The organism is Nocardiopsis gilva YIM 90087, assembly GCF_002263495.1.
GTDB lineage: Bacteria > Actinomycetota > Actinomycetes > Streptosporangiales > Streptosporangiaceae > Nocardiopsis_C > Nocardiopsis_C gilva.
The window spans coordinates 4,966,993-4,980,761 of sequence record NZ_CP022753.1 but is presented as its reverse complement, the minus strand read 5'-3'; the positions used below and the strand labels follow the sequence as shown (position 1 = coordinate 4,980,761).

Below are 13,769 nucleotides of genomic sequence, written 5' to 3'. Positions count from 1 at the left end.
ATTGACAGCGCAGTGCCACGGAGTCCAGAGCAGTACGAGGCGATGCGAGCCGCCACTCGGGAGAGGGTGTGGTCGGCGGCGGTGCGAGTGTTCGCCCGCCAGGGGTACGCGGCGACGAACATGCGCCGGATCGCGGCCGAGGCGGGGATCAGCACCGGGCTCATCTACCGCCACGCGGCCACGAAGGAGGAGCTGTTCGCCGACCTGGTCACCCGGGCCGCCGAAGGGCTCGGCACCGTCGCCGAACGCTTCCGGGATGCGCGGCGCCCTGGCGAGACGCTGCGCGCCTTCACCGAGGAGTTCGTGGGGGACCTGTCAGGTGACGGTGAGTACGCGGAGTTCCACCGCCTCGTGCACCAGGCGTTCGCCCAGGGCCTCCAGGAGGGGGACGGGGCCTCCGCGGCGGTCCGGACCCTGGTGGAGCGGCGGGACGAACTGCTGCGGGCGACCGTGGAGCTGATCAGGTGCGGCCAGCGGTCGGGCGGGTTCCGTGCCGGAGACCCGCGAGAGCTGGCCGACTGCTACTTCGCGATGCTCGACGGGCTGGTGACGATGCGGTTCGGCCTGGGAGAGGGCTTCTGCGTCCCGGGGGTGGACACGCTGACCGGCTTTCTGGCCGAGGGAGAGCACGATGGGTGAGGACAGGCGGGGTTCGATGGGGATCGAGGTCAAGCGGGGCGACGAGCTGGGCGAGGGGTACCGTCGGCGGATCACGGAGGTGTTCGTGGACGGGTTCGGCGACGACCTGTCGTTCTTCTCCAAGGACCCAGGGAGGCTGGCGGCGGCCGTCGAGCACATGCTGGTGCTGGAACGCTTCCACGTCGCCCTGATCGACGGCGAACCCGCCGCGCTGGCGGCCCTGATCGAGGGGGACCAGAGGTGCGTCGAGCACGACGCCCGGAAGTTGCGCAGCCATCTGGGCTGGTACAAGGGCATCGCGGCCGACTGGGTGTTCCGCACCCAGTTCCAGCGCCCCATGCCCGACCCCGGGCCGGGCCGGGCGGAGATCGGTTTCGTCGCGTCGTCCAGGCGACACCGGGGCAGGGGAGCGGCCAAGGCCGTCCTGAACCACCTGCTCGCCCTGCCCCAGTACGACGAGTACCTGTTGGAGGACATCTCCGACGTCAACGAACTGGCCCTGCGCCTGTACGAGCGGGTCGGGTTCCGCGAGTACAAGCGCCGCAAGGTCAATCACACGCGGTGGAGCGGCATCAACGAGTACGTGTCCATGAAGAGGAACGCACCGTCCCCTCGCGTCTAAGCGGCTGTCGGGAATGCACTTGGCTGCGCCAGGTAATCACCGGGCCTGACCATGAGAAAGCAGAACATCCCCGCCGGAATTGCGCTGTGTGTGAGCCCCACGGACGTGGGGATGGGCCGGTTCCACAGGGGCACCTGGCGCCTCGTGGGTCACCTCATCCTCCGCTCCCCTGGCACTCCTCGCTGTCTCCACCGCTGCGACACTGGCCGCCGGGCCCGGTGTACTCATCGCCGTGACCAGTGGCTGGATTCTCGGGACGGTGCGTCGCTAGAGGGGCACTTATAGTCCTCGTCACATTCGTGCGTCCCTCCGCCTGATCCTCCCCTGTCGGGGGGTAGAGGGGGAAATGGGGTGGTCGGACTCGCGACCGCCGGGCCCGAGAGTCACGGCGCGGGCTCGGCACTCCGGCGGCGTCGGCGTGCACTGTCCAGTCCGCGTCCAGTCGGTGACCTGGGGTATTCGCCGCACCGCTGGCGCGGTTTGTCGTCGCCGCTGGTCGGGTAGCTCACGCCTATGGCACGCAGTGACCGGTTGGCCGAGTACCGGTCGAAGCGGGATCCGTCCCGCTCCGGGGAGCCGGTCGGCCGCGGGCTCGGGGCGGGGGACGGCGACCGGTTCGTGATCCAGCGCCATGATGCGTCCACGCTGCACTTCGACTTCCGGCTGCAGGTCGGCGACGTGCTGGTGTCCTGGGCGGTGCCGAAGGGCCCGTCGCTGGACCCGGCGGACAAGCGGTTGGCCACGCCCACCGAGGACCATCCGCTCGACTATGCCGAGTTCGAGGGCCGGATCCCGGAGGACGAGTACGGCGCAGGCACGGTGGTGGTGTGGGACACCGGCACCTACCGCAACCTCACCGAGCGGCGGGGCGAGCAGGTGCCGATCGCCGAGGCCGTCGACGGCGGACACCTGCTGGTGTGGCTCGACGGGCGGAAGCTCACCGGCGCGTTCGCCCTGACGAGGATGCGCGGCCGGGAGCAGTGGCTGCTGGTGAAGCGGGACGACGAGGGCGCGGACCGGCGCCGCAAGCCGGCCGTAACACAGCCCGAGTCGGTGCTGTCCGGGCGGACCAACGAGGAGCTGGCAGGCGAATGACCGGCTGGCGGCAACCCATGCTCGCGACGCTCACCGAGCGGCGGTTCTCCGATCCGAACTGGCTGTTCGAGCGCAAGTTCGACGGCATGCGCGCACTGTCCGTCCGGGACGATGACAGCAAGGATGGCGCCCCGCAGCTGTGGTCGCGCAACGAGAAGCGCATCGACGACAGCTACCCGGAGCTGGTCGACGCGCTCGCCGAGCGTGGCGGCTCCCGGTTCGTCGCCGACGGGGAGATCGTCGCGTTCGACGGTGAGCAGACGAGCTTCGCCCGGCTGCAGGCCCGTATCCACCTGACGGACCCTGAGCGCATCGCGGCCACCGGGGTGGCCGCCTACTACTACCTGTTCGACCTGCTGTCCCACGACGGCGAGGATCTGACTGGGCTGCCGCTGCGGAAACGCAAGCGGATCCTGCGGGACGTGTTCGATTTCCGCGATCCGTTACGGTTCGCCCCGCACCGCAACACCGATGGTGAGGCCTACTACCGGGAGGCGTGCGAGCGTGGCTGGGAGGGCCTGATCGCCAAGCGCGCGGACGCACCGTATCGCGGCGGACGGTCGACCGACTGGCTGAAGTTCAAGTGCGTGCGTGACCAGGAGTTCGTGGTCGGCGGCTTCACCGACCCGCAGCGCTCGCGCGTCGGGTTCGGCGCGCTGCTCGTCGGTTACCACGACGGGTCCGGCCGGTTCCGCTACGCGGGCAAGGTCGGCACCGGCTACGACAACACGACCCTGCGTTCGCTGCGCGAACGGATGGACGGCATGACCCGCCGGGAGAGCCCCTTCGCCGACGCGGTGCGGGAGCGGGGCGCGCATTGGATCCACCCGGACCTGGTGGTGCAGGTCGGTTTCACTGAGTGGACCACCGACGCCCGGCTGCGCCACCCGCGCTACCTCGGGATGCGCACCGACAAGTCGGCGGCCGACGTCGTGAGGGAGACAAGCTGACATGGGGGCACAGACCATCCACGTCGCCGGCCACGACATCGACGTGTCCAAACTGGACAAGGAGTTCTACCCGGACGATCACCTCACCAAGGGCGACGTGCTCGACCACTACCGGGCCGTCGCCGATGTCATGCTTCCGCACCTCGCCGACCGTCCGCTGACCATGCGCCGCTACCCGGACGGGATCGGCGCCGACGGCTTCTACCAGAAGGAGGCCTCGGACTACTTTCCCGATTGGCTGCGCGTCGTCGAGGTGCCCCAGCGCGGTGACGGTTCGGTGAGTCACGTGGTGTGCGACGACGCCGCCATGCTGGTGTACCTGGCCAACCAGGCAACGATCGAGTTCCACGTCGGGTTGTCCACCGTAGACAAGCTGGACTGCCCCGACCGGCTGGCGATCGACATCGACCCGCCACCAGGCGTGTCGGTGGCCACGCTGCGCGAGGTCGCGCGCCGTCTGCGCACCCTGTACCGCGAGCTCGGGCTGACCCCCTTCGTGCAGGCCACCGGCGGGCGCGGCTACCACGTGGTCGCGCCGCTGGACCGCTCGGCCGACTTCCGGTTCGTCCGCGACTTGGCCGTCGGCATCGCGGACCACCTCGCCGATGGCGACCCCGGCTTGCTGACCACCGAGCAGCGCAAGGAGCGCCGCGGCGACCGGATCTTTCTCGACGTCAACCGCAACGCCTACGGCCAGACGTTTATCACGCCGTACTCGCTACGCGCTCGCCCCGGCGCAACGGTGGCCACCCCACTGGACTGGCACGAACTCGGCCGCTCCACCCCGAACGGCCACACCCATGCGACGATCCGCAACCGCCTCGGGCACAAATCCGACCCCTGGGCGACTATCGACGAGCAGGCCGCCACACCGGCCACCGCTCGCGATCGGCTGGCGGCTCTCGCGGATTGATACGGTCCTCGGCGTCATCGCAGTGTCACCGCAGGGGAGGCCCCGAGATGGCTTCGTCGCGGTTGGGGTAGATGGCGAGGGCCTGGCTGGTCGAAACCCATCAGCTGCAGGGGGCGGAGGATGGTGATGGTGGGCGTGGCGTCAGCCGGTGAGGCGAGCCATGGAGGGGTGCGGGGATTCGAAGACGGCCCACACGGTCAGGCCGCCGTCATCGTTGGGGGAGTAGCCCCAGTCATCGGCCACTTCGGAGACGAGGTGGATTCCCCGCCAGCCGAGTGTGTCGGAGTCGGCCGGTTTGAGGACTGGAACGGGGCGTCGTCGGGCGGCCAGGTCGGCGGCGGTCGGACCCTGGTCAGCCACGGAGACCACTGTCAGCTCTGTGACGAGGGCGCTGACGCTGACCCCGAGAGTTCCGCCTTCGCCACTGCGTGTATGGCGGCAGCCGTTGCCGAACAGCTCCGAGACGACGAGTTCGGCGTCTTCGACGACCCGCCGGTGGTCGGCGAGCACGGTGCGGATGAAGTGGCGGGCGTCGGGGCAGTAAGCGGGCTGCCCGGGGAATTCCTTGAACTCGGATACGGCGGTGAGGCTGCCGAGCCGGTATCCGGGCATTACTACGCCACCGCCTTGACGGCGATTCCGTTGTGGGCTTGCGAAGGAGACTGCGGCAGCCGCGGTGATGCGGCCCGTGCCGGGGGCAGGGACACCACCCGGCCGTACGGGTCGCGGTCAGGAGGAGGGACGGGCGGCCCCGCCAGGTGATCGGCGGCAACCTCTACGTGCGCGGCATCGGCGAAGCCCGAACGGCCCCAGATGAACCACCACCCACCGGTGACGCCGCGAACGACCACGACGGGCATGAGGCGGCCCCTGTGGCGGACGTAGAGGACGGGGTGATCAGTCCCTGCCAGTGCGAGGAGCGCCAGCCCACCGCGCGCACGGACAGCGGTGAGAAGGCGGGTGAGGTGATCGCGGCGTTGGTTGTCCTCTGAGGACGCGGGGTGAGGGGAAGAAGTGTGTGCGGACATGCGGAAACCTCCCTTAAGGAGCGTCTGGCTTCGCGAAGATTGAGTACTGCGGGCAACATCAATCGTGAAGTGCATCACTCAGTCAGTCAAGCGATTCTCTGCATTATGCAAAAATCCGGGAGGCGATCTACACTGTCGCGTATGCAGGAGGTGTACAGCCCAAGCGTGAGGCGGCGACGTCTCAGCGCCCAGCTTCGTCGCTACAGGGAAGCCACTGGGAAGACAACAGGGCAGGTTGCGAAGGAGTTGGGGTGGCAGCAGGCCAAGGTGTCCCGCATCGAGACAGGCTTCAAAAAGGCCGTGTCCGCCGAAGAGCTTGAAACACTCCTCGACTACTACGGGGAGGATGACCAGGAGATCCGGGCTGGCCTGCATGAATGCGCACGTCAAGCCAAGCAGCGAGGATGGTGGATGCGGTACAGGACCGTGCTCTCCTCAGCCTTGCCGGACTTCGAAGCTGAAGCGTCGCGTATCCGAACATACGAGTGCCAGGTGATCCCAGGGCTGCTGCAGACGCCTGACTACGCGACGGCGATCTTTCGTGCGAACCGAGTTCGGTCTGACGAAGAGATAGCGGAGCGGGTCGCAGCACGCATCAAGAGGCAAGACATTCTGAACCGTGTGAATCCACCCCGCTACTGGGTGATCATCGACGAAGCTGCACTGCGACGCACCGTCGGCTCCCATGAGGTCATGACGATCCAACTGACGCATCTGACGCACATGGCGGCTCGGCACAACATCGACATCCAGGTGCTGCCCTTCTCAGAGGGGGCGCACGCTGCTACCACGGGAAGCTTCGTCATCATGGACTTTCCCGACCCGAGAGACACCAGTATCGCGTACATGGACACGCCGACATCTAGCCTGTATCTGGAGGAAAGCGACGATTTGGATGAGTTTGAGGCCATGTTCGGAGGGGCGCAGGGGGCCGCGCTCAGCCCGGACAAGTCCCTCAGATTCATCGACGACGCCATCAAAGCCCTAGAAGAGTGAGACAAGTGTCTGAACAGCGGAAGTGGAGGAAGAGCAGCTACAGCGGGCAGCACAACAACTGTGTCGAAATCGCCTGTTTCACCGGCATCATCGCGATCCGTGACTCCAAGCACCCTGATGCCGTAGCTCTGACCTTCGCTGATGCCGAGTGGAGTGCCTTCGTCTGGGGGCTCCAGGCCGGAGACCTCAAGTGAGACAAGTGTCTGACCAGCCGGAATGGAGAAAGAGCAGCTACAGCGGAGGTCGCGAGGCCTGCGTCGAGGTCGCTGACCTCGTCGGTGCCACAGCACTCCGTGACTCGAAGAACCCGGGTGTTGCCGCTCTGACTTTCCCCGAGGCGGAGTGGCACGCCTTTGTCAGAGGTCTCCAAAGAGGCGATTTCCAAGGCTGATCACCGAACAGGGCCGCCCCAACGATCGCATCGGTGGGGCGGCCTTTTGCCGTGGAGGCGGCGGTCAGGCTATGGAGGGGATCACCTCCCGCCGGGCGTGGATCGGTCGATCAGGGCGGTGGCCAGGTCCGTGAGGGTTCCTGCGCTGAGGAATTTCACGATGGGGAGGTCGACGCCCAGGTCGCGCTTGATACGGGCGCGGATTTCGACCGCCATCAGGGAGTCGAGGCCCTGGCAGTTCAGGGCGCGCCGTGGATGGACACGGGCGGAGGGAAGGCCGAGGATCTCGCCGGTGACGTCGCGGAGGTAGGCGACGATCTCGTCGTGACCGGTGGGTGCCGGACGCGGTTCTTGTTGGGATGTGAGGGTGGTGTTCTCCATCTCCTTCGTTGCGGTGTCCTGCTCGGCGGTGGGAAGGGAGTTGCTGGTCGGAACCGACCGAGAGGTGGATGCCGGGGGTGTGGGCCCTACGGTGCCGTGGTCCACGGACGCCGGGACAACCCGGGACAGGAACGGAACGCGGGCCGCGGTCGGGTGGGCTTCGGCCCAGCGGCGCCAGTCGGTGGGAAGCAGAGCCGCTTGGGTCGTCCCGTCGCTGATCAGCCGATCGAGGACGGCGAGTCCCTCATCGGGGTCGAAGCTGCGCATGCCGTCCGGTGTCATGTCGATGTCCTTCTCGCGCTGGTACCGGGCGACCATGCCGACCTTGGCCCAGAATCCCCAGTCGACGCTGGTCGCAACCTCGCCACGGGCGCGCCGCCGGTGAGCGAGAGCGTCGAGGTAGGCGTTCGCGGCGGCGTAGGCGCCGATCATGGGGGAGGGAAGCAGCGCCGAGCCCGACGAGAACAGGACGAAGAAGTCCAGGTCCTGCCCGGAGAACAGCCGGTCGAGTACTGCTGCCCCGTGCGCCTTGGGGCGCATCATCGTGGACACGTCATCCTCGGTCAGGTCGGTGACGTCGGCATACTCGATCACCCCCGCTGCGTGCACCACACCCCGGATCGACGGCCTGCCCTGTGCCGCCCACTCGGTGAGAACCCGCTTCATCCCCGGTTCGTCGGCGACGTCCACAACCTCGTAGCCGACGTGTGCCGTGGCGCGCAGTTCGCGCACGGCCTCGGCCCGCTCTGGGGTGAGCGGGCTGCGCCCCACCAGCAGAAGGTTGCGGGCTCCCCGCGCGACCAGCCGCCGTGCCACCTCTAGTCCGATGCCGCCGACGCCGCCCGTGACCAGGTATCCGGCGTCCGCGTGGACGGGAGGGTGCTGCGCCGGGGGCGATGTCGATGCTTGCTCTGGTCGAGAGAAGGAGAGCATCACCCGGCCCGTGTGCCCGCTGCGGGCCATGAGGCGAAAGGCGTCGGCGGCGCGTTCAACGGGGAACACCTGGTATGGCAGCGGTCGCAGTTCGCCGCGGGCGACCAGGTCCGTCATCTCGCGCAGCGACGATCCGAGTTGTTCGGGCCGGTCATAGGCCATCTGCAGGACGTCCACGCAGGTGAAGCTCAGCGCCCGCTCGAACGGTCGCATGTCCATGGGGACGCCCTGGAGGATGTCGTGCTTGGTGAGCTCGATCCATCGTCCGAACGGGGCCAGCAGGTCCAAACTCGCCGCACGCGGTTCCCCGGACAGCATGTTCAGCACGACATCGACGCCGTACCCGTTGGTGATCTCCCTGACGGTGTCGGCGTACTCGGTCGACCGGGAGTCGCCGACGACCGTGGCGCCGAGGAAACGCAGCAGGGAGCGCTTTTCCGGGGTCCCCGCCGTCGCGAGCACTTCGGCGCCCTCGCGGCGGGCGATCTGTAGGGCGGCCAGTCCGACGCCTCCGGCGGCGCTGTGTATGAGCACCTTCTCCCCTGGCCGCACCCGGGCGACGTGGCGCAGCGCCACGTCGGCGGTGGTGAAGACGCCGGGAACCGTTGCCGCCTCCTCCAGCCCCAGGTTGGCCGGGCGGCGGCACACTAGCGTCGCCGGGGCCAGCACGTGGTTGGCGATGGCCTGGTGGGAGAGGGCGAGCACCTCGTCCCCGACCGAGAATCCGCGGACGCCTGTGCCTAGAGCGGTGATGGTCCCGGCACACTCGAACCCGAGGCCGGGCCGGTCCGGGTCGGGAGCCTCCAGGATCCCCAGGGCCACCAGCACACTGCGGAACGCGAGGGGGGCGATGGCCGACTTGATGGCCACCTCACCGTGCCCCGGCGGGCGCGCCGCCATCGGCTGAAGCCTCAGCGAGTCGAGCGTGTTGGGTGTGTCGCTCGTGCCGGCCCTTGTGAGCGGACTGGGAGCCGCGCGACGGGTCGACCCGGTGGGGCTCGCGGTTCCGACGGCCAGTTCCACGGGGCCACCACGGTGTTCGGGGCGGGTGCCGACACCGTTTCCGCGGTACGGGCACAGCCGTGGAACCAGCCGACGTCCCCCACGGAAGGCCACCTGGTCCTCGGTGTCCGGTGCGGACAACTCGGACAGGAGGCCGTCGATGTGCCGCGTGCTGGCGGCGGGGTCGGGGGCCGCCTGGTGCGGAGCACCCGACGTCAGGGCGGCCGGGTCGAGGTCGACGAGCCGGAGCCGCAGACCGGGAAGTTCACTGGTGATCGCCCGCCCCAGCCCCCACAGCGGTGCCTGCTCGGGGTGGGGGCAGCCGCCGTCGTGTACGGCATGGGCGCCTGAGGTGACGAGGGTCAGAGCCGGATCGGGGAGCGTCGTCAGGGCGCGCATCAGTGCGGGCACGTCGGCGCAGCCAAGACGTTCGGCGTCGGCGAGCGTCGTGGCGTCGAGGCTCCAGAGGTGGACGACGTGCGCCTGATCTGTGCCGTTGCCGTCGGTGAGCGTGTCGGCTAGAGCCTCGGTGAGCAGCTGCCGGTGCTGGTCGGTCGAACCGGGCCGGATCGTGTAGTGCCCGGGCCCGAGCCGATGGAAGGCGTCGCCGGGGCGGACCAGGACGCAGTCCCGGCCGTGGGACCGGAGCCTGCCGACGAGTCCTTCGCCGACTCCACGGGAGTCGGCGAAGACAACGTAGGGGCCGGGCGCGGATTCGGCAGCTTCGGGCGCGGGCGCCGAATCGGCCGGTTCCCAGCGCACTGTGTAGACACCCGAGTCGTCCGCGGGACCCGTCGGCCCCGCGACGGCCGCGACCCCGGCGGAGTGCGGTTCCGGCCCTGGCTCCAGGTAGCGGACGCCGACGTCGCGGATGTCGGTGACCACCGTTCCCTCGTCGTCGTAGAGGCGCACGTCGCCCCGGTAGCCGGTCGTGTCCGTGCCGGTGAGCCGCGCATGGCACCACACCCGCCGGTGTGGCCGACGCCCAAAGACGACGGCGCCGAGCCCGCCGCCGACGATGGAGCCACCGGGGCCGCCCGCGGCGGACTTCGCCGCGATCACCCCGTGCAGGCACGCGTCCAGCAGACACGGGTGGACCTGGAAACCGGCCGTGGAGACGTCGTCGGTCAGCTCGATCCGGGTCAGCACCTCACGGTCGCCCTGCCAGAGTCCGGTAATGCCTTGGAAGCCGCCGCTCCACTGGTTTCCCGTGCGGCCCAGGCTCCGGTAGAAGTCCGCGGCGGGCACGGCCGCGGTGCACCGTTTCCGGACCTCGGCCAGTGACGCCCCTGGTTCCCACGACTCCGGGAGGTCGGCGGCGCCGAATCGGAGGCGGCCGCGGGCGTGGACGATCCAGCCGCCCCCATCACCGCTATCGGTGTCTTCGCTGTTCCGGCTGCTCACCTCGAACCATCGGAAGACGGTGCCGTCCTGTCCCCGTTCGGTCGCCTGGAGGCGCAACCGGATCAGCGGTTCGCGGGCCGGGTCGAGGAAAAGGGCGCGGTCGAGAGCCACGTCGGTCACCGCCACCGACTCGTCTCCATGCAGCTCGGCGACCGCCTCCAGTACCAGCTCCACATAGGCGACCCCGGGAAGGATCGACTCATCCTCCACCCGGTGGTCCAGGAGGAAGGCGTGGCGGGCGAGGTCCAGGCGCCCCTCCCAGATGTCGGCCCCGTCGGCCCCCTGGTCCTGCCGGAGCCCCAACAGCGCTTGCCCGTGCCCCTGCTCCTGCCCCGGACCGGGCTCGCCCGTTCGGTCGGTGTACCAGAACCGCTCGCGCTGCCACGGGTAGGTGGGCAGCCTGGTGAAGCTGGCTTCGTCACCAACGAGAGCGGACCACGACACTGGCCGTCCGGCCACATAGAGCTCCCCCAGGGCGGTGAGCATCCCGGTCCGCTCCGGCAGGTCCCTGCGCAGGGGATTGACGGTGAGGTCGTCCGGCCCAAGGATCTCCTGCAAGGCCGGGAGCAGGACCGGATGAGGGCTGATCTCACAGCAGATCAGCGGACCCGCGTCGGCGATCTCCCGCAGGACCGGCCCGAAGCGCACCGGCTCCCGCAGGTTGCGCATCCAGTAGTCCGCGTCGAGGTTGGTGCCGTCGATCGGTCCGGCGTCGGTCGTCGACCAGATCGGTAGCCGGGCGGCCCGCGGCGCGAGCTCCTCCAGTTCGGTGAGCATGTCGTCGCGCAGTTCCGCCATCTGCGGACTGTGTGTCGCGATGTCGACCTTGATCAGGCGGCAGAAGACGTCGCTCGCCTCAAGCCCGGCACGGATCTCCTCGATCGCCTCCGCGTCGCCGGACAGCACCGTGCTCCCTGGCCCGCTGATCACCGCGATCGAGACCCGGTCGGGGAACCGTTCCGCCTGTTCTGCGGCCTCCGCCTCGGACAGGGCCGTCCACAGCGACGCCCCGCGGCCGCTGAGCCGCCGCATCAGGGTGGACCGTCGGCAGATGATCCGCACGGTGTCCTCAAGGCTCAGCGCGTCCGCGGTGTACGCGGCGGCGATCTCGCCCATGCTCTGTCCGACCACCAGGTCCGGCTCGATCCCCCAGTCGCGCAGTACCCGGGCTATTCCGGCCTCGACCGCCACCAACGCGGGCTGGACCCGATCGATGGGAGCCGTGTCCATGTCGCAATCATTGAGCAGCTCCAGCAGCGACCACCCGGCCTCGGCGGCGATCGCCGCGTCGAACTCTTCGATGACACGCCGGAACTCGGGGCAGTCGCGCAGCAGCTCCCGGCCCATGCCGGTCCATTGCGCCCCCTGCCCGGGGAACACGAAGGCCACGCGGTGTTCCGCTGCCTCACCCGGTCCGACGATCCCGGGTTCCGTATTACCGGCGGCAGCGGCCGCCAACCGGGCGTGCAGCTCCGTGTGATCAGAACCGGTGACGGCCAGCCGGTGTTCGAAGTGGGAGCGCCGCTCGCCCGCGCTGTGGCAGATATCGCGCAGGGGGACATTCCGGCCGGTGGTGCCGAGGTACTCGGCGTGCGAGTCGGCGAGCTCCCGCAACGCCTGCGGGTCGCGGGCCGACAGCGGGAGCAGGTGGACGGCCTTCTCCTTCGGGTCGGGTGCGGGCTCATCGGCGAGTGCGGGGGCGTCGTCCTTCCGTGCGGGTTCGGAAAGGCCTGTGAGCACGAGGTGCACGTTGGTTCCCGATATGCCGGAGGAACTGACCCCGGCGACCGGGTCGCGGTCCCCTGTATCCGGCCAGGGCATCGCCCGCTCCGCCGGAATCGACAGCCGCCAGTCCTGCCAAGGCAACAGCGGGTGGGGTTCCCGACAGTGCAGGCTCGGCGGGATCACCCGATTCTTCAGGCACAACGCCGCTTTGATCAGCCCGGCGACGCCCGCGGTCGCCTCGGTGTGCCCGATGTTCGTCTTCACGGAGCCGACCAGGCAGGGGCGGTCCGGATCGCGGCCGGGGCTCAGCACCGTGCCCAGCGCCTCCAGCTCGACGGGGTCGCCGACGCTTGTGCCTGTGCCGTGCGCCTCGACATAGTCCACAGTGGCCGGGTCGATACCGGCGTCGGCGTAGGCGGCGAGCATCGTCCGCAGCTGCCCCTCGACCGCAGGGGCCATCAGGTAGCCGCTGGCCTGGCCGTCGTTCCCGCTCGCGGTGCCCCGAATGACGGCGTAGACGTCATCGCCGTCGGCCAGCGCCCGGTCGAGCGGCTTCAGCACGACGACCCCGACACCGTCCGCTCGAACGAACCCATCGGCGTCGGCGTCGCCGAACTTGCACCGCCCGTCGGGGGCGAGCGCCCCTGCGCCCGCCATGATCGTCGAGAGGATCGGCCGGATCAGGAGGTTGGCGCCGCCCGCCACCGCCATCCCGGACTCGCCACTGCGAATGCTCTGCACCGCCTGGTGCACCGCGACCAGCGACGATGAGCAGGCAGCGTCCACCGTCGCCGATGGGCCCCGCAGGTCGAAGGCGTAGGAGATCCGGCCGGACATGACACTGCGCAAGCCGCTGCCCAGGCCCGCATGGAGGTCCCGCTCCGGCCCCCCGGACTCCTCCGCGCGGTGGAGAAGCTCCCAGTACTCTCCCGACTGCAGGCCGACGAAGACCCCGGTGTCGCTTCCCCTGAGCTGATCCTGGGTGAGGCCGGCGTCCTCGAACGCCTCCCACGCCGTCTCCAGCAGGAGCCGCTGCTGCGGATCCATCCAGATGGCCTCACGGGGGGAGATGCTGAAGAACGCGGCATCGAATTCCTCGATCCCGTCCAGGAACCCACCCCGTCCCCCAGGGGTCCCTGGAGCGCTCAGGGCATTTCGTGCTTCCGGTGAGCGCTCCGGCGGCGCCGCGGAGACGGCGTCGACACCGTCCCGGAGCAGCTGCCACAGCATGCGGGGACCGCGTGCCTGCGGTAGCCGGCACCCGATACCGACGATCGCCACCGGAACCGCGGAATATGAGGAATTTGGCTCATTTTTTTGCACGCCGAAAAAACCTCCGAGAAATAGAATAGAAAAAGAAAAGCGTCCCACGGTCAGAAAGGCAAGTTCGGGGCGCTATCTATCCGTTCGGATGATCCGGATGCGGCGGTCGGGGAGTGCAGGAGAAGTAGGGGATGCGTTGGGGGTTGGGAATTCAGATGACACGGGGCGTCCTGATGTCGTCGCGGGGCGGCGCGAATCACGGTGCTGCGACCGCGCGTCCGGCATCGCGTCAGTGGTCCGCAGTCCGTGTTCATCAGTATGGCCCGTGTGCAGGGAGTTCGTGGGGAGATCGCGGTATTCGGCCGGTGAATGCGACCGAATGCTGAAAGCGCTCGGTGCGTGTTGAAGGAATTACAATCCGTTGTTC

The 13,769-nt window shown here is 68.9% G+C and carries 11 protein-coding genes; 9 read left to right on the top strand and 2 right to left on the bottom strand.

Annotation, left to right across the window (positions count from 1 at the left end):
* The first annotated feature begins 12 nt into the window (after window positions 1-12).
* From CDO52_RS22175 to ligD (CDO52_RS22155), 5 genes are all read left to right on the top strand, one after another.
* A complete protein-coding gene (locus tag CDO52_RS22175) occupies window positions 13-639 on the top strand; it encodes a TetR/AcrR family transcriptional regulator (protein WP_026126109.1) in 627 nt (208 codons plus the stop codon).
* Window positions 632-1,261, top strand: coding sequence for a GNAT family N-acetyltransferase (locus CDO52_RS22170; RefSeq protein ID WP_017620388.1), 630 nt, complete (start codon window positions 632-634; stop codon window positions 1,259-1,261). Before CDO52_RS22175 ends, CDO52_RS22170 begins: the two co-directional genes overlap by 8 nt.
* A 513-nt stretch (window positions 1,262-1,774) precedes the next feature.
* Window positions 1,775-2,356: a DNA polymerase ligase N-terminal domain-containing protein gene (locus CDO52_RS22165; protein WP_017620389.1), complete on the top strand. Its 582-nt coding sequence runs from the start codon at window positions 1,775-1,777 to the stop codon at window positions 2,354-2,356.
* Window positions 2,353-3,306, top strand: coding sequence for a non-homologous end-joining DNA ligase (gene ligD, locus CDO52_RS22160; RefSeq protein WP_017620390.1), 954 nt, complete (start codon window positions 2,353-2,355; stop codon window positions 3,304-3,306). Before CDO52_RS22165 ends, ligD (CDO52_RS22160) begins: the two co-directional genes overlap by 4 nt.
* 1 nt (window position 3,307) lies before the next feature.
* Window positions 3,308-4,219 carry a non-homologous end-joining DNA ligase gene (gene ligD / locus CDO52_RS22155; protein ID WP_017620391.1) on the top strand — a complete coding sequence of 304 codons (912 nt, stop codon included), beginning with the start codon at window positions 3,308-3,310 and terminating at the stop codon, window positions 4,217-4,219.
* A 141-nt stretch (window positions 4,220-4,360) separates the two neighbouring features.
* Here ligD (CDO52_RS22155) and CDO52_RS22150 read toward each other — a convergent pair whose 3' ends face one another.
* Window positions 4,361-4,831: an ATP-binding protein gene (locus CDO52_RS22150; protein WP_094932663.1), complete on the bottom strand. Its 471-nt coding sequence runs from the start codon at window positions 4,829-4,831 to the stop codon at window positions 4,361-4,363.
* Between the two features lie 146 nt (window positions 4,832-4,977).
* On the opposite strand from CDO52_RS22150, the gene CDO52_RS27810 reads away from it, so the two are divergent.
* The 4 genes from CDO52_RS27810 (at window position 4,978) to CDO52_RS22130 (ending at window position 6,634) form a co-directional block, all read left to right on the top strand.
* Window positions 4,978-5,211: a hypothetical protein gene (locus CDO52_RS27810; RefSeq protein WP_017620393.1), complete on the top strand. Its 234-nt coding sequence runs from the start codon at window positions 4,978-4,980 to the stop codon at window positions 5,209-5,211.
* A 177-nt stretch (window positions 5,212-5,388) separates the two neighbouring features.
* Window positions 5,389-6,243, top strand: coding sequence for a helix-turn-helix domain-containing protein (locus tag CDO52_RS22140; protein ID WP_017620394.1), 855 nt, complete (start codon window positions 5,389-5,391; stop codon window positions 6,241-6,243).
* Window positions 6,244-6,248: 5 nt separating this feature from the next.
* The gene (locus CDO52_RS22135) at window positions 6,249-6,437 is read left to right on the top strand and encodes a DUF397 domain-containing protein (RefSeq protein ID WP_017620395.1); all 189 of its coding nucleotides are present in this window, start codon (window positions 6,249-6,251) and stop codon (window positions 6,435-6,437) included.
* Entirely contained in the window at window positions 6,392-6,634 is a 243-nt protein-coding gene (locus CDO52_RS22130) for a DUF397 domain-containing protein (protein WP_394340764.1), read from the top strand. Before CDO52_RS22135 ends, CDO52_RS22130 begins: the two co-directional genes overlap by 46 nt.
* A gap of 81 nt (window positions 6,635-6,715) precedes the next feature.
* Here the strand turns inward: CDO52_RS22130 and CDO52_RS22125 are convergent, their stop codons facing one another.
* Window positions 6,716-13,360, bottom strand: coding sequence for a type I polyketide synthase (locus CDO52_RS22125; RefSeq protein WP_198345776.1), 6,645 nt, complete (start codon window positions 13,358-13,360; stop codon window positions 6,716-6,718).
* Window positions 13,361-13,769: the final 409 nt, after the last annotated feature.

Excerpts from the sequence above, each read along its gene's own strand:
- CDO52_RS22170 (WP_017620388.1), top strand. The coding sequence starts at position 632 with ATGGGTGAGGACAGGCGGGGTTCGATGGGGATCGAGGTCAAGCGGGGC.
- CDO52_RS22165 (WP_017620389.1), top strand. The coding sequence starts at position 1,775 with ATGGCACGCAGTGACCGGTTGGCCGAGTACCGGTCGAAGCGGGATCCG.
- ligD (WP_017620390.1), top strand. The coding sequence starts at position 2,353 with ATGACCGGCTGGCGGCAACCCATGCTCGCGACGCTCACCGAGCGGCGG.
- ligD (WP_017620391.1), top strand. The coding sequence starts at position 3,308 with ATGGGGGCACAGACCATCCACGTCGCCGGCCACGACATCGACGTGTCC.
- CDO52_RS22150 (WP_094932663.1), bottom strand. The coding sequence starts at position 4,831 with ATGCCCGGATACCGGCTCGGCAGCCTCACCGCCGTATCCGAGTTCAAG.
- CDO52_RS22140 (WP_017620394.1), top strand. The coding sequence starts at position 5,389 with ATGCAGGAGGTGTACAGCCCAAGCGTGAGGCGGCGACGTCTCAGCGCC.